Origin of the sequence: Nocardioides abyssi, assembly GCF_030412915.1 — a bacterium.
Lineage (GTDB): Bacteria > Actinomycetota > Actinomycetes > Propionibacteriales > Nocardioidaceae > Nocardioides > Nocardioides abyssi.
This window is the reverse complement of sequence record NZ_JAUHJR010000005.1, coordinates 147,195-161,421: the sequence shown is the minus strand read 5'-3', so window position 1 is coordinate 161,421 and position 14,227 is coordinate 147,195. Positions and strand designations below refer to the sequence as shown.

Annotated in this window: 11 protein-coding genes; 4 read left to right on the top strand and 7 right to left on the bottom strand. The window is 74.0% G+C overall.

The features are described from left to right. Positions 1 to 165: 165 nt before the first annotated feature. The 5 genes from QWY29_RS13330 to QWY29_RS13310 form a co-directional block, all read right to left on the bottom strand. Positions 166 to 963 (bottom strand): NAD-dependent epimerase/dehydratase family protein, encoded by a 798-nt coding sequence (locus QWY29_RS13330; RefSeq protein WP_300961510.1) that lies wholly within the window; start codon positions 961 to 963, stop codon positions 166 to 168. A gap of 30 nt (positions 964 to 993) precedes the next feature. Next, the gene (locus tag QWY29_RS13325) at positions 994 to 1,668 is read right to left on the bottom strand and encodes a biliverdin-producing heme oxygenase (protein ID WP_300961509.1); all 675 of its coding nucleotides are present in this window, start codon (positions 1,666 to 1,668) and stop codon (positions 994 to 996) included. A gap of 52 nt (positions 1,669 to 1,720) precedes the next feature. After that, complete coding sequence (locus QWY29_RS13320; RefSeq protein ID WP_300961508.1) at positions 1,721 to 2,371, bottom strand: TetR/AcrR family transcriptional regulator; 651 nt, start codon at positions 2,369 to 2,371, stop codon at positions 1,721 to 1,723. Between the two features lie 7 nt (positions 2,372 to 2,378). After that, entirely contained in the window at positions 2,379 to 3,224 is an 846-nt protein-coding gene (locus QWY29_RS13315; protein WP_300961507.1) for a purine-nucleoside phosphorylase, read from the bottom strand. Positions 3,225 to 3,329: 105 nt separating this feature from the next. Next, the gene (locus tag QWY29_RS13310; protein WP_300961506.1) at positions 3,330 to 3,782 is read right to left on the bottom strand and encodes a gamma-glutamylcyclotransferase; all 453 of its coding nucleotides are present in this window, start codon (positions 3,780 to 3,782) and stop codon (positions 3,330 to 3,332) included. A 69-nt stretch (positions 3,783 to 3,851) separates the two neighbouring features. Between QWY29_RS13310 and lpdA the strand changes: the two genes are divergently transcribed. The 4 genes from lpdA (at position 3,852) to QWY29_RS13290 (ending at position 9,445) form a co-directional block, all read left to right on the top strand. Next, a complete protein-coding gene (gene lpdA, locus QWY29_RS13305; protein WP_300961505.1) occupies positions 3,852 to 5,246 on the top strand; it encodes a dihydrolipoyl dehydrogenase in 1,395 nt (464 codons plus the stop codon). Beyond that, on the top strand, positions 5,243 to 6,640 hold the full coding sequence (locus tag QWY29_RS13300) for an NAD(P)H-quinone dehydrogenase (protein WP_300961504.1): 1,398 nt from the start codon (positions 5,243 to 5,245) through the stop codon (positions 6,638 to 6,640). Before lpdA ends, QWY29_RS13300 begins: the two co-directional genes overlap by 4 nt. 73 nt (positions 6,641 to 6,713) lie before the next feature. Beyond that, positions 6,714 to 7,961, top strand: coding sequence for a SpoIID/LytB domain-containing protein (locus QWY29_RS13295; protein WP_300961503.1), 1,248 nt, complete (start codon positions 6,714 to 6,716; stop codon positions 7,959 to 7,961). 83 nt (positions 7,962 to 8,044) lie between these two features. Continuing rightward, on the top strand, positions 8,045 to 9,445 hold the full coding sequence (locus tag QWY29_RS13290) for an amidase family protein (RefSeq protein ID WP_300961502.1): 1,401 nt from the start codon (positions 8,045 to 8,047) through the stop codon (positions 9,443 to 9,445). A gap of 168 nt (positions 9,446 to 9,613) precedes the next feature. On the opposite strand, the gene QWY29_RS13285 is transcribed toward QWY29_RS13290, so the two are convergent. Both QWY29_RS13285 and QWY29_RS13280 read right to left on the bottom strand, forming a co-directional pair. After that, complete coding sequence (locus QWY29_RS13285) at positions 9,614 to 10,768, bottom strand: benzoate/H(+) symporter BenE family transporter (protein ID WP_300961501.1); 1,155 nt, start codon at positions 10,766 to 10,768, stop codon at positions 9,614 to 9,616. A gap of 24 nt (positions 10,769 to 10,792) precedes the next feature. After that, positions 10,793 to 14,194 carry a pyruvate carboxylase gene (locus QWY29_RS13280; protein ID WP_300961500.1) on the bottom strand — a complete coding sequence of 1,134 codons (3,402 nt, stop codon included), beginning with the start codon at positions 14,192 to 14,194 and terminating at the stop codon, positions 10,793 to 10,795. Positions 14,195 to 14,227 lie beyond the last annotated feature (33 nt).

Here is a 14,227-nt window from a genome sequence, read left to right as displayed (position 1 = left end):
CTCGGTGCGTCGGCGGGTTTCGAGACAGGCGCTGCGCGCCTTCCTCAACCAGCCGGGGCGGGCGCTGCGCGCCTTCCTCAACCAGCCGGGGCGGGCGCTGCGCGCCTTCCTCAACCAGCCGGGGCGGTCGCTGCGCGCCTTCCTCAACCAGCCGGGGCGGCTGGGTCAGGAGCGGTCGAGGGCGGGGCGCTCGAAGGTGGCGGTGGCGTAGGGGCCGCCGACGTGGGCGGCGTCCCAGTCGTCCTCGGGGGAGGGCTGGATGCGGTCGGCCCAGGCCTCGGCGTCGTCCTGCGGCTCGTAGCCCAGTGCGCGGCCGGGCTCCAGGTCCCACCAGGCGCGGGTGTTGGCGGAGATGCCGTACAGCACCGCGAAGCCGGGGGCGGCGGCGGTGAGCGAGGCCTCGACCATCCGGACGCAGTCGTCGTGGGAGAGCCAGGTCGACAGGTTGCGGACGGTCTCGGGCTCGGGCAGGAAGGACCCGATGCGGCAGGCGACGGCGTCGATGCCGTAGCGGTCGACGTAGAGGCTCAGCAGCGCCTCGGCCGCCACCTTGGACACGCCGTAGAACGTGTCGGGGCGGGGGCGGGCGTCGACGCCGACCAGGTCGCGGCGCGGGGTGCGGCCGACGGCGTGGTTGGAGGAGGCGTAGACCATCCGCCGCACGTCGTGGGCGACCATCGCGTCGAGCAGCGCACCGGTCGTGACGACGTGGGAGGTCAGCGACTCCGGCAGGTTCGCCTCGCCGGGGTGGCCGGCCAGGTGGACGACCGCGTCGAGCGACTGCTCGACGAAGACCGCGTCGACGGCGTCGGGGTCGGCGCAGTCGAGGGTGTACCAGGGACCGTCCTCGCCCGAGGGCTGCGGCAGCCGGTCCAGGCCGACGACGTCGTGACCGCGGTCGGCCAGGCCCAGGCACACGACCCGGCCGATGCTGCCGGCGGCGCCGGTGACGAGGACCTTCATGCGCGGTGGCCCGCGCCGTCGGTGCGGAGGTCAGTCCTGCGGGACCACGCGGCGGTAAGCATCGATGCGTTCTCCGAGCTCGGTGAAGAGGGCCTGGTTCAGCCGGAACGCTACCTTCACCTCCCCGACCACGCGGGCCACCCTGGCGGCGTCGAGACCGAGCCCGTCGAGGCGGGCGCGGTAGGCGTCCTTGTAGGGCTTGGGCTTGGGGATCGCCGGGAACGCGTAGAACGCCGTGCCGGCCCCGTCGAGGTCGAAGGCCCGGTCCAGCACCCGGCCGATGGCCTGCCCGCCGGAGAGGTCGCCGAGGTAGCGCGTGTAGTGGTGGGCCACCAGGTCGCCGCCCCAGGTCGCGCCCTCGAGGCGGGAGACGTACGCCGCCGCAGCCGGCGACTCGCCGGGCGCGAGGTCGTGGGGTGCCCCGGGCGCCCAGTGGTCGAGGTCGGCGTCGATGGCGGCGAGCCGCTCGAGGGCCGGGTCGTGCACGGCGGCGACCAGTGGGTCGTCGGTGCGGGCGCGCACGGCGGTCTCCATGGCGGCGTACACGCTGCGCAGGCGGCGGAGGTAGGTGGCGTACCCCTCCTCGGAGATGCGCCCCTCGAGCAGCTCGGACATGAAGGTCGACCCCTCGGCGTCCTCGTGCTCGGCCCGGGAGCCCTCACGCATGGCGGTCGACAGGGCGGAGGTCGGGCCGGCGTCGAGCACGGGCACGAGTCTCTCGCGTGCCGGCCCCCGCCGGGGCACGGGGTCCCGAGGGCTACCCGTCGGCCGGCAGCGGCGCGGTGAGCATCGCGGTGGCCATCGAGACCAGGTTGCGGACGAACCGCTCCGCCGGCAGCGGGTCGCGACCGGTCGGCGGGAGCTCGGCGGCCCGGGCGCGGTCGGCGACGGCGCGCAGGATGCAGCCGGTGACCAGCGCGAGCCGCTCGTTCTCCAGCTCCAGGTCCATCGCCATCGGGCGGAGCCGGTCGCGCAGCAGCGAGAAGAGCTCGTAGCCGCCGGTGCGGGCCATCGCGGCCTGGACCTCGGGGCCGAGCGGGGTGATGTCCTGCTGGACCAGCTCGCCGAGCACCACCACCGAGCACCGCCCGCGCCAGCCCAGCTCGGAGACCTCGGTGACCGGCCGGACGATCGCCTCGACCACCGAGGCGATGTCGTCGTCGGGCCGCTCACGGGCGGCCTGGAGCAGCTCGACCTCCCGCCGGCCGATGTCGTCGGCGTGCACCTCGAGGACGGCCGCGACCAGGCCCTCGCGGCTGCCGAAGTGGTAGTGCACCGCCCCGCGGTTGCGCTGCCCCGCCTGCCGCGTGATCTCCAGCAGCGAGGCGTTGTGCACCCCGTGCTCGGCGAACGCCCGCAGGGCGGCGTCGACGAGCAGCTGCCGGGTGGCGGGGGCGGGGGACTCCATCAGGGAGTCAGATCCTCGGCACGATCGAGCCGAGCAGGTCGCCCATCCGGGTCGCGGCTGCGCGGCCGGCCTCGAGGACCTCCTCGTGGTTGAGCGGCTCGCCGGTGATGCCGGCGGCGAGGTTGGTGACCAGGCTGATGCCGAGCACCTCCATGCCGGCCTCGCGGGCGGCGATCGCCTCCAGGGTCGTGCTCATGCCGACCAGGTGGCCGCCGATGGCCCGCGCCATGCCGATCTCGGCCGGGGTCTCGTAGTGGGGGCCGGGGAACTGCACGTAGACGCCCTCGTCGAGCGTCGGGTCGACCTCGCGGCACATCGCGCGCAGGCGGCTGGAGTAGAGGTCGGTGAGGTCGACGAAGTTCGCGCCGACGATGGGGGAGCGGCCGGTGAGGTTGATGTGGTCGGAGATGAGGACCGGGGTGCCCGGGGTCCAGGTCTCCTTCAGGCCGCCGCAGCCGTTGGTGAGCACGACGGTCGAGCAGCCGGCGGCCGCCGCGGTGCGCACGCCGTGCACGACGGCGGCGACGCCGCGGCCCTCGTAGTAGTGGGTGCGGGAGAGGAACGCCAGGACGTTCTTGTCGCCCACCTTCAGCGAGCGGATCTTCCCGGAGTGGCCGGCGACCGCGGCGGCGCTGAAGCCGGGCAGGTCGGTCGTGGCGATCTCGGCGGTCGCGCCGCCGAGGGCGTCGACCGCGGGCAGCCAGCCCGAGCCGAGGACGAGGGCGAGGTCGTGCCGCTCGACGCCGGTGAGCTCGGCGAGGGCGGCGGCCGCCTCCTCCGCGAGGCCGTAGGGATCGGCCCGGGGGTCGGCGTACGGCTCGGTGCTGGCGGTCGTGGGCTGCGCGTCGGTCACGGCCGAACTCTAGGTCAGGACGGGCTGGGGACCGGATTTCCGTCGGCGGTCGCCCGTGCGGCTCAGGGCCCGGTTAGAGCCGGGCCAGAGCCCGGTCGCAGCCGGTCAGAGCCCGGTGGAGCGGCAGGGGCGCCGCCGCAGCGCCGCGACGTAGTCGGCCGGGGCGTCGGCCGCCTCGGCGGCGTCGGCGAGCACCCCGAGGTACGACGCCGAGGGCAGGCCGCCCTCGTAGGCGTCGAGCACGTAGGTCCACACGACGACCTCGCCGTCCATCGTCGAGACCCGGACCTTGGTCTTGCGGTAGAGCCCGGAGTCGGCCGCCTCCCAGCCGTCGAGGTGCTTCTCGTCCTCGCGGGTGATGTCGTAGACCGCGACGAAGACCTGCTCGAAGGGGTCCTGGACGATCGTGGAGAGCGCGCCGTCCCAGCCGTGCTCCTCGCCGCCGAACGTCAGCCGCCACCCGCTGAGCCACCCCGTCGTCTGCATCGGCGAGTGCGGGCAGCGCTCGCCCATGCGGGCGGGATCGAGGTTGGTCCCGTAGGCGGCGTAAAGCGTCACGTCGGCAGGGTAGTGGCCGAGGGGCGACCGGTTCGGGGTGACGTGCGCGACAGACGTAGGCTGAGGGTCGTGACGAACCACTTCGATGTCCTCGTCCTCGGCGCCGGTCCCGGGGGCTACGTCGCGGCGATCCGCGCCGCCCAGCTCGGCAAGTCGGTCGCCGTGGTGGAGGAGAAGTACTGGGGCGGTGTCTGTCTCAACGTGGGCTGCATCCCCTCCAAGGCGCTCCTGAAGAACGCCGAGCTCGCCCACGTGCTGGCGCACGAGAAGGACAAGTTCGGCATCGAGGGCGACGCCACCATGTCGTTCGGGCCCACCCACAAGCGCAGCCGCCAGGTCTCGGCCGGCATCGTCAAGGGCGTCCACTTCCTGATGAAGAAGAACAAGATCACCGAGGTCGACGGCTGGGGCACCCTCACCGGGCCCACCTCGCTCGACGTGACCAAGGACGGCGAGACCACGTCGTACACCTGCGACGACCTGATCATCGCCGCCGGCGCGAAGACCCGGCTGATCCCCGGCACCGAGCTCTCCGAGCGCGTCGTGACCTACGAGGAGCAGATCCTCACCGACGAGCTGCCCGGGTCGATCATCATCGCCGGCTCCGGCGCGATCGGCGTCGAGTTCGCCTACGTGATGAAGAACTTCGGCGTCGACGTGACGATCGTGGAGTTCCTCGACCGGATGGTGCCCACCGAGGACGCCGACGTGTCCAAGGAGCTGCTCAAGCACTACAAGAAGCTCGGCGTGAAGGTCCTGCTCTCGACTAAGGTCGAGGGCATCGACGACTCCGGCGACCAGGTCAAGGTCACCGTCTCCAAGGACGGCGAGCAGCAGGTCCTCGAGGCCGACAAGGTGCTGCAGGCGATCGGCTTCCAGCCGCGCACCGAGGGCTACGGCCTCGAGGCTGCCGGCGTCGAGCTCACCGAGCGCGGCGCGATCGCCGTCGACGGCCGCGGCCGCACCAACGTCGGCCACGTCTACGCCATCGGCGACGTCACCGGGAAGATGATGCTGGCCCACGCCGCCGAGGCGATGGGCATCGTCGCCGCGGAGACGATCGCCGGGGTCGAGACGATGGAGATCGACTTCGACATGATCCCGCGGGCGACGTACTGCCAGCCCCAGATCGGCTCCTTCGGCTACAGCGAGCAGCAGGCCAAGGACAAGGGGTACGACGTCAAGACGGCCACCTTCCCGTTCTCGGCCAACGGCAAGGCGCAGGGCCTCGGCGACGCGGTCGGCTTCGTCAAGGTCGTCGCCGACGCCGAGCACAACGAGATCCTCGGCGCCCACATGATCGGCCCGGACGTCACCGAGCAGCTGCCGGTGCTGACCCTGGCCCAGCAGTGGGACCTCACCGCCGACGAGGTGTCGCGCAACGTCTTCGCCCACCCGACGCTCTCCGAGGCCGTCAAGGAAGCCGTCCACGGCATCGCCGGCCACATGATCAACTTCTCATGACCACCGATCGCGTCGTCATCGTCGGGGGCGGCCCCGGCGGGTACGAAGCCGCCCACGTCGCCGCCCAGCTCGGCGCCGAGGTGACCATCGTCGACACCGACGGGGTCGGCGGCTCGGCGGTGCTCACCGACTGCGTGCCCAGCAAGACGCTCATCGCGACTGCCGAGGTCATGGACGAGCTGGCGGGTGCGGCCGAGCTCGGCGTGATCTTCACCGACACCGAGGGCGACGCGGCGGAGACGATCCGCGTCGACCTCGCCCGGGTCAACGCCCGGGTGAAGCGGCTCGCGGCCGACCAGTCGACCGACATCGCGCGGCGGCTGGAGAAGGACGGCGTCCAGGTCGTCGAGGCGCGTGCGCGGCTCGACGGTCCGGGCCGGGTCGTGGCGACCGCGACCGACGGGACCGAGCAGGTCCTCGAGGCCGACGCGGTGCTGGTCGCGACCGGCGCCGCGCCGCGCACGCTGCCGACCGCCCAGCCCGACGGCGAGCGGATCCTCACCTGGGAGCAGGTCTACGACCTCACCGAGGTGCCGACCGAGCTGATCGTGGTCGGGTCGGGCGTCACGGGCGCGGAGTTCGCGAGCGCCTACCTCAACCTCGGCATCCCGGTCACGTTGGTCTCCTCGCGCGACCGGGTGCTGCCCGGCGAGGACGCCGATGCCGCCACCGTGCTCGAGGACGTGCTGCGCCGCCGCGGCATGACCGTGCTGTCGAAGTCGCGGATGGAGTCGGTCACCCGCTCCGGCGACGTCGTCACCGTGACCCTCACCGACGGCCGCACCGTCCAGGGCTCGCACTGCATCCTCGCCCTCGGCTCGGTGCCCAACACCGCCGACATGGGCCTGGAGGAGGCCGGCGTCATCCTCAAGGACGGTGGCTTCGTCAACGTCGACCGCGTCTCGCGGACCTCGGCGCGAGGCGTGTACGCCGCCGGCGACTGCACCGGCGTGCTCATGCTCGCCTCGGTCGCCGCGATGCAGGGCCGGATCGCGATGTGGCACTTCCTCGGCGACACCGTGCACCCGCTCGACCTGAAGAAGGTCTCCTCCAACGTCTTCACCTCCCCGGAGATCGCCACCGTCGGCTGGTCCCAGCAGGCCGTCGACGCCGGCGAGATGCAGGCCGAGGTCGTCACGCTGCCGATGTCGGGCAACCCCCGCGCGAAGATGCAGGGCGTCCGCGACGGCTTCGTGAAGCTGCTGTGCCGCCCCGGCACCGGCATCGTCGTCGGTGGTGTCGTCGTCGGTCCGCGGGCCAGCGAGCTCATCCACCCGGTCTCCGTGGCCGTGGCCGAGTCGCTCACCGCCGACCAGCTCGCGCAGGCGTTCACGGTCTACCCGTCGATGTCCGGCTCGATCGCCGAGGCCGCCCGGCGCCTGCACCGCGTCTGACCTGGGAGAACTACACGTCTGTAGTTGTCCGCGACCAATTGCGGCAGCGTGTGACAGGTGGTGCGATTGGGGCATGCGTGTCTCCCGGGCCCTCGCGGTCTGCGCCCTCGTCGTCCCGGCCGTGCTGGTCCCGTCGAGCGCGCCCGCCGGTCCCGGCGTGGCTCCCGAGTCCACTACTGAGCCCACTGGGTCCACCGCGCGCACCGCTGCGCCGACCGCCGACAGCTGGGCGGTGCCTCGCACGGCGACGGTGAGGATCACCGGCCGCGGCTACGGACACGGGCACGGGATGTCGCAGTACGGCGCCGAGGGTGCCGCGCGGCAGGGGCTGGGCGAGCGGCAGATCGTGGAGTTCTACTACCCCGGCACGTCGTGGGGGAAGGCCCGGGGCCGCGTCACGGTCGCGATCTCCGCCGACACCGACGGCGACGTCGTCGTGCGGCCCCGCGCGGGCCTGACCGTCGCCGACCTCGCCGGCGGCGGGCGGGTGCGGCTGCCGGACAACGGCGCGAAGCAGTGGCGGATCCGCGAGGCGCCGACGGGGGCGCTGCGCGTCTCCTTCCGCACCGACAAGTGGCGCAAGTGGCGCGACCTGGCCGGCGCCGGGGAGTTCTACGCCGGCGGCAAGCCGGTCACGCTGGTCACCCCCGCCGGCGAGAGGCCCTACCGGGGCCGGCTGCGTGCGGCGCGGGTGGCCGGCGGCCTGCAGACCGTCAACGACCTGACCCTGGAGAGCTACCTCAAGGGCGTCGTGCCGCTCGAGATCCCGGCGAGCTGGAGCCCCGCCGCGGTGCGCGCGCAGTCGATCGCGGCGCGCACCTACGCGGCGTACGAGCGGGCGCACCCGCGCTCGAGCGCCTACCAGCTCTGTGACACCACCTCCTGCCAGGTCTACGGCGGCGTCGCGGCCGAGCACCCGGCGTCCAACGCCGCCGTCGACGCCACCGAGGGGCTGGTGCTGACGGCCGGCGGCGAGCCGGCCTTCACCCAGTTCGCGTCCAGCAGCGGCGGCTGGACCTCCGCCGGGTCGGTGCCCTACCTCACCGCCCAGAAGGACCCGTACGACGGCTGGGCCGGCAACCCCGTGCACCGCTGGACGGTCACGCTCGACGACACCCGCCTCGAGCGCGCCTGGCCCGGCATCGGCGACCTGCAGCGGATCGTCGTCGTCTCCCGCGACGGCAACGGCCAGTGGGGCGGCCGCGTCCGCACGCTGCGGCTCGTCGGCTCGCGCGGGTCCGCGACGGTCAGCGGCGACGCGTTCCGCTCGGCGCTCGCCCTGCGCTCGACCTACCTCACCTTCGGCGTCGGCGGCTCCTGAGCGGGTGGGCCTCTGAGCGGGCAGGCCCCGAGTGGACGGGCCCCTGGGCGGACGGGCGCAGGCCTCGGGGGAGGATGCCGCCCGTGCCTCCCGAGACGTCCACCTCCGAGGTCGAGCGGCTGCTCGACCGGATCGCCACGGTCGACCCGCTGATCGGCTCGATCTGCACCCTGCACCCCGGCGCGCTCGACCGGGCCCGTGAGCTCGACGCCGAGGCCGCGGCCGGGCGGGTGCGCGGCCCGCTCCACGGCCGCGCGGTGCTGGTCAAGGACAACGTCGACACCGCCGACCTCCCGACGACAGCTGGCTCGCTCGCGCTGGCCGGTCAGCCCCACCCCGCGGCCGACGCGCCGCTCGTGCGCCGGCTGCGCGAGGCCGGCATGGTGGTGCTCGGCAAGACCAACCTCTCGGAGTGGGCCAACATCCGCGACCTGGCCTCGACCTCCGGCTGGAGCGCCCACGGCGGGCTGACCCGCAACCCCTACGCGCTGGACCGGTCCGCGGGCGGGTCGAGCTCCGGGAGCGGCGCCGCGGTGGCGGCCGGCCTGGCGGCGTACGCCGTCGGCACCGAGACCGACGGGTCGATCACCTGCCCCGCGGCGTACAACGGCTGCGTGGGGCTCAAGCCGACCGTCGGCCTGGTGCCGACCGACGGCGTCGTGCCGATCTCGGCCTCGCAGGACACCCCCGGCCCGATGGCGGCGACCGTCCGCGACGCCGCCGCGCTGCTGACGGTGCTCGCCGGCGGCGGGGCCGACCTCGCCGCGCACGCCGTCGACGGGCGGCTGGCCGGCAAGCGGGTGGGCGTGCCGCGCGGACCCTACTGGGGCTTCTCCGAGGCCGCCGACGCCGCCGCCGAGCGCGCGGTCGCCGCCCTCTCGGCCGCCGGCGCGGTCGTCGTGGACGGCACCGACCTCCCCGACCTGCCGGACACGATCTGGGAGGACGAGCTGCTCGTGCTCCTCGCCGAGCTGCGCACCGGCCTGGCGGCGTACCTCTCCCGCCGCCCGGGCGACGGCCCCCGCACCCTCGAGGACGTCGTGGCCTTCAACCGCGAGCACGCCGCGGTCGAGCTCGAGCACTTCGGGCAGGGGCTGCTCGAGCAGGCGCTGGAGGTGCCCGGCACCGACAGCGAGGAGTACGCCGCCGCGCGCGCCCGCTGCGTCGCCGCCACCCGCGAGGGCGGCATCGACCGGGTGCTGCGCGAGCACGACCTCGACGTGCTGGTCACGCCGTCCTACGACCGCGCGCACCGGATCCGGCTGCCGGGACCCGAGGAGCTGGTCGGGTCGTGCTCGGGGGTGCCGGCGATGGCGGGCTACCCGCTGCTGACCGTGCCGACCGAGGTCGTCGACGGGCTGCCCGTGGCCGTGTCGTTCTGGGGGACCGCCGGCAGCGAGGCGACGCTCGTCGAGGTCGCCCACGGCTACGAGTCGCTCCGCGACCCGCTCCCGCCGCCGACCTTCGCCCCCACGGCTGGTTGAGGAAGGCGCGCAGCGTCGCTCCGGGGGGTTGAGGAAGGCGCGCAGCGTCGCTCCGGGGGGTTGAGGAAGGCGCGCAGCGCCTGTCTCGAAACCTGCCCGTCGAGCGGTCGGAGTCCCGGCGGGTCTCGAGACGGTTGCCAGCGCAACCTCCTCAACCACCCGAGCGGGTCAGCGGCGGGCGGCGAGGAGCGGACGCAGGGCGAGGCCGGCGACCAACGCCCAGAAGGCGGAGCCGACGCCGAGGACGGTGACGCCGGAGGCGGCGACGAGGAAGCAGACGGCGGCTGCCTCGCGGCCGTCCTCCTCGGCGAGGGCACCGGCGAGCGAGGAGGCGAGGGTGCCGACGAGCGCGAGGCCGGCGGCGGCCTGGACGACGTCGCCGGGCGCGGCCACGACGACGGCGGTCAGCGCCGAGGCGAGGGCCGCCAGCACCAGGTAGGTCACCGCAGCCGAGGTGCTGGCGATCCAGCGGCGGGCTCGGTCGGCGCCGGCCATCGGGCCGGCGGCCATGGCGGCCGTGATCGCGGCGAGGTTGACCGCGTGGCCGCCGAGCGGCGCGGCGAGGAGGGTCCCGAGGCCGGTGACGGTCATGGTCTCGCGCCAGGGGACGGCGTACCCGTGGCTGGCCATGACGGCGACGCCGGGGACGTTCTGGGAGGCCATCGTGACGACGTACAGCGGCAGCGCGATGGAGACCAGGGCGGGCAGCGTCCACGACGGGGTCGTCCAGGCCAGCGTGGGCAGGAGCCGGTCCACGTCGACGTCGGAGCGCGCCTCGACCAGCACGACGACCAGCGCGACCACTAGCGACGCCGGCACCGCCCAGCGCGGGAAGAGCAGCAGCCCGACGACCCACGTCAGCACGACCGGGCCGACGAGGGCAGGGGAAGCGGCGAGGCCGGTGACCGGTGCCAGGCACAGCGGCAGCAGGACGCCGGCGAGCATGGCGCGGGCGAGCGAGGCGGGGATCCGCCCGACGAGGTCCCCGAGCCACGGCACCAGCCCGGTCAGCCCGATGAGCAGCGCCGTCACGACGAAGGCGCCGACCGCGGCCGGCCAGCCGCCCTCGACCGCACCGGTGGACACGAGCAGCGCCGCGCCGGGGGTCGACCAGGCCAGGCTCAGGGGCGAGCGGTGGCGCAGGCCCAGCCAGAGCATGCCGAGCGCCTGGGCGACGCAGAGCGCCACCAGGCCCGAGGCCGCCTGGGCCGAGGTCGCGCCGACGGCGGCGAGACCGGCGAGGACGACGACGAAGGAGCTGCTGAAGCCGACGACCGCGGTGACGACGCCGGCGACGGCCGGGTGGCCCTCGTGCACGGCCACCCGCCGACCCGCCGACGGCACCGGTCAGTCCGCCAGCACGAGCACCAGGTCGCCACCCTCGACGGCCTGGGTGCCGCCGAGCGCGACCCGCTCGACCCGACCGGCGACCGGCGCGGTGATCGAGGCCTCCATCTTCATCGCCTCGATCGTCGCGACCGTGTCACCCGCGGCGACCTGGTCGCCCTCGGCGACGACGACGGTGACGACCCCGCCGAACGGCGCGGCGACGTGGCCGGCCCGGGAGGTGTCGGCCTTCTCGGCGGTGGCGACGTCGGAGGAGACCGACCGGTCGCGCACCGAGACCGGGCGCAGCTGGCCGTTGATGGTCGCCATGACCGTGCGGAAGCCGCGCTCGTCCGGCTCGCCGATCGCCTGCAGGCCCACGATCAGCCGGATGCCCTCGGCGAGGTCGACCTGGTGCTCGACGCCGGTGCGCAGGCCGTAGAGGTACTCCACGGTCGGCACCACCGACAGGTCGCCGTAGCGCGCCCGCTGCTCGTTGAAGTCCTTGGTCGGGCCGGGGAAGAGCAGCTCGTTGAGCGCCCGCTGGCGGCGCGGGCCGGACGCCGCGAGGTCCGCGCGCTGGTCGTCGGTGAGGTCCTGGTCGGGCGCCTGCCACGACCGGCCCTCGAGCGCCTTGGTCCGGAACGGCTCGGGCCAGCCGCCCGGCGGGTCGCCGAGCTCGCCGTTGAGGAAGCCGATGACCGAGTCCGGCACGTCGAAGCGGCGCGGGTCGGCCGCGAACTCCGCCGGGTCGGCGCCGAGGCCGACGAGCGAGAGCGCGAGGTCGCCGATCACCTTCGACGACGGGGTGACCTTGGGGACGTTGCCGAGGATGTCGTTCGCGGCGGCGTACATGTCCTCGACCTGCTCGAACTTCTCGCCGAGGCCAAGCGCGATCGCCTGCTGGCGCAGGTTGGAGAGCTGGCCACCGGGGATCTCGTGGCGGTAGACCCGCCCGGTCGGCGCGGCCAGTCCGGACTCGAACGGCGCGTAGACCCGCCGCGTCGCCTCCCAGTAGGGCTCGAGCGCGTTGACCGCCGCGAGCGACAGGCCGGTCTCGCGCGGGGAGTGGTCGGTCGCGGCCACGAGCGCGGAGAGCGGGGGCTGGGAGGTGGTGCCGGCCATCGAGGAGGTCGCGGCGTCGACGGCGTCGACCCCGGCCTCGATCGCCGCGACGAGCGTCGCGAGCTGGCCGCCGGTCGTGTCGTGGGTGTGCAGGTGCACCGGCAGGTCGAACCGCTCGCGCAGGGCGGTCACCAGCGTCCGCGCGGCTGGCGCCCGCAGCAGGCCGGCCATGTCCTTGATCGCCAGCACGTGCGCGCCGGCGTCGACGATGCGCTCGGCGAGCCGCAGGTAGTAGTCGAGCGTGTAGAGCTGCTCGTCGGGGTCGGAGAGGTCGCCGGTGTAGCACAGCGCCACCTCGGCGACGGTGGTCCCGGTCGCGCGGACCGCCTCGATCGCCGGGCGCATCTGCTCGACGTCGTTGAGCGCGTCGAAGATGCGGAAGACGTCGATGCCGGTCGCGGCCGCCTCCTCGACGAAGGCGTCGGTGACGGCGGTGGGGTACGGCGTGTAGCCGACCGTGTTGCGCCCGCGCAGCAGCATCTGCAGGCAGATGTTCGGCACGGCCTGGCGCAGCTGGGCCAGCCGCTCCCACGGGTCCTCACCGAGGAAGCGCAGCGCCACGTCGTACGTCGCGCCGCCCCACGCCTCCAGCGACCACAGCTCGGGCGTCGTGCGGGCCACGTGGGGGGCGACCGTGAGCAGGTCGCGGGTGCGCACGCGGGTGGCGAGCAGCGACTGGTGGGCGTCGCGGAAGGTCGTGTCGGTCACCGCGACCCGGTCCTGCTCGCGCAGCCGGCGCGCGAACTCCTCGGGCCCGACCTGCAGCAGCAGCTGGCGGGTGCCGTCGGGCGCAGGGACCTCGAGGTTGGTGCCGGGCAGCTTGGTGGCCGGGTCGACGGAGACCTTCGCCTCGCCGTGCGGCTGGTTGACCGTGACGTCGGCGAGGTAACCGAGCAGCTTGCTGCCGCGGTCGCCGCTGCCGCGGGCGCGCAGCAGCTGCGGGTGGGTCTCGATGAACGACGTCGTGACGTTGCCGGAGGCGAAGTCCGGGTCGTCGAGCACGGCCTGGAGGAAGGGGATGTTCGTCGAGACGCCGCGGATGCGGAACTCCGCGACCGCGCGGCGCGCCTTCTCCACGGCCTTGTCGAAGGTCCGCCCGCGGCAGGTGAGCTTGGCGAGCATCGAGTCGAAGTGCGCGGAGACCTCGGCGCCGGTGTAGACCGTGCCGCCGTCGAGGCGGATGCCGCCGCCGCCGGGGGAGCGGTACGTCGTGATGACGCCCGTGTCGGGACGGAACCCGTTGGCGGGGTCCTCGGTGGTGATCCGGCACTGCAGCGCGGCCCCGCGCAGCACGATGCCGTCCTGGCTCAGGCCGAGGTCGGCCAGCGTCTCGCCGGAGGCGATCCGCAGCTGGGACTGCACCAGGTCGACGTCAGTGACCTCCTCGGTCACGGTGTGCTCGACCTGGATGCGCGGGTTCATCTCGATGAAGACGTAGTTGCCGGCCGGGTCGAGCAGGAACTCGACCGTGCCTGCGTTGCGGTAGCCGATCTCGCGGGCGAAGCGCACCGCGTCCGCGCACATCCGGTCGCGCAGTTCCGGGTCGAGGTTGGGCGCCGGCGCGATCTCCACGACCTTCTGGTGTCGCCGCTGCACCGAGCAGTCGCGCTCGAAGAGGTGGATGACGTTGCCCTCGCCGTCGGCGAGGACCTGCACCTCGATGTGGCGGGGGTCGACGACGGCCTGCTCGATGAAGACCGTCGGGTCGCCGAAGGCCGCCTCGGCCTCGCGCATGCAGGTCTCGACGGCCTCGCGCAGGTGCTGGGCGTCCGGTCCCGCCTCGTCGACCTTGCGCATGCCGCGGCCGCCGCCGCCGGCGACCGCCTTGACGAAGAGCGGGTAGGGCATGTCCGCGGCCGAGGCCACCAGGGCGTCGACGTCGGTGGAGGGCTCGACGCTGGCCAGCGTCGGCACGCCGGCCGCCTTCGCCGCCGCGATGGCGCGGGCCTTGTTGCCGGTCAGCTCCAGGACCTCCGACGAGGGCCCGACGAAGGTGATGCCGGCCTCGGCGCACGCCTCGGCGAGGGCGGGGTTCTCCGACAGGAACCCGTAGCCGGGGTAGACCGCGTCCGCGCCGGCGCGGAGCGCCGTCGCCACGATCGCCTCGGGGTCGAGGTAGGCGCGGACCGGGTGGCCGCGCTCGCCGATCTCGTAGGCCTCGTCGGCCTTGAGCCGGTGCTCGGACCAGCGGTCCTCGTAGGGGAAGACCGCCACCGTCCTCGCGCCGACCTCGTACGCCGCCCGGAACGCCCGGACCGCGATCTCGCCGCGGTTGGCCACCAGCACCTTGGAGAACATGGCGGACAGGCTAGGGGTCCGCGGCGCTGCGCG

Excerpts from the sequence above, each read along its gene's own strand:
- QWY29_RS13295 (WP_300961503.1), top strand. The coding sequence starts at position 6,714 with ATGCGTGTCTCCCGGGCCCTCGCGGTCTGCGCCCTCGTCGTCCCGGCC.
- QWY29_RS13330 (WP_300961510.1), bottom strand. The coding sequence starts at position 963 with ATGAAGGTCCTCGTCACCGGCGCCGCCGGCAGCATCGGCCGGGTCGTG.
- QWY29_RS13300 (WP_300961504.1), top strand. The coding sequence starts at position 5,243 with ATGACCACCGATCGCGTCGTCATCGTCGGGGGCGGCCCCGGCGGGTAC.
- QWY29_RS13320 (WP_300961508.1), bottom strand. The coding sequence starts at position 2,371 with ATGGAGTCCCCCGCCCCCGCCACCCGGCAGCTGCTCGTCGACGCCGCC.
- QWY29_RS13280 (WP_300961500.1), bottom strand. The coding sequence starts at position 14,194 with ATGTTCTCCAAGGTGCTGGTGGCCAACCGCGGCGAGATCGCGGTCCGG.